General features: G+C 74.0%; 1 protein-coding gene. It reads left to right on the top strand.

Annotated elements, in window-relative coordinates:
- Positions 1-1,020, top strand: a 1,020-nt coding sequence (locus tag ACIHFD_RS67945; protein ID WP_397375984.1) for a WD40 repeat domain-containing protein, incomplete at both ends; no start/stop codon positions are given.

Genomic DNA, 1,020 nt, shown 5'->3' with positions numbered 1-1,020 from the left:
GGTGCCGCGTACGAACTGGCCACGCCCGGCCTCCTGCACGCCTGGCCCCGGCTGCGCGACTGGGTGGCGGGCAACCGCGAAGGGCTGCCCGTCCACCGGCGACTCGCCGAGGCGGCCGCGCTGTGGAACGAGCACGGCAGAAGACCGGCCGACCTGCTGCACGGCTCGGCACTGGAGCGGACGCTGCAGTGGGCCGCCACCGCGCACAAGGACCTCACGCTGGGACGGCGCGAACGCGAGTTCCTCGACGAGGCGGTGAGCCTGGCCCGTACGAGGGCGAGGAGACGCCGTCTGGTCGCGGCGGCCCTGGCCGTACTGCTCGTGGTCGCGCTCGGCGGGCTCGGCACCGCGGAGTACCTGCGCAGACAGTCGAGCCGCCAGCGCGACGACGCGCTGGCGCGGGAGCTCGTGCTGCGGGCCGCCGACCTGCGGCAGAGCGATCCTCAGGCCGCGAAGCTGCTGAGCGTGGCCGGCTGGCGGCTGAGCCCGGGGCTGCCCGAGACCCGCGGCGCGCTCTACGACTCGCTCTCTCAGACCGCGACCTCCGTCTTCCTCGACCCCGACTACAGGGCCGCGACCGTGCAGAACCTCAGCCAGGACGGCCGCGTGCTGGTGTCCGTGGACGGCGGGACAGCCAGGATCTGGGACGTCACCGGCCGACGGCGGATCGGCGTGCTGCCCGGGGTGAGCGCGGGCGTGTCCCAAGCCGCGCTCGCCCCCGACGGGCGCACCCTGGCCCTCCTCGACCACGAGGGGGTACGGCTGTGGGACACGCGCACCGCAAGACCGCTCGGCGCCCCCATCGCCCGTCAAGGCAGGCGATCGGGCGGCGGCACGCTGAGCTTCGACGGATCCGGGCGCTACCTCGCCATCCCCTGGGGAGCGAAAACCCTGCCCGGATGGTGGGACGTCGCCAAGCGCAAGCAGCTCACCGCTCCCTCGGGAGCCGCGCTCAACGCGATCAGCCGGGACGGCCGCTTCGGCTACGTGGTGAAGGGCCATGACGCGGAGTTGTGGGAC

The sequence above is a fragment of the Nonomuraea sp. NPDC051941 genome, assembly GCF_044593615.1.
This window is presented reverse-complemented; position numbering and strand designations above follow the sequence as displayed.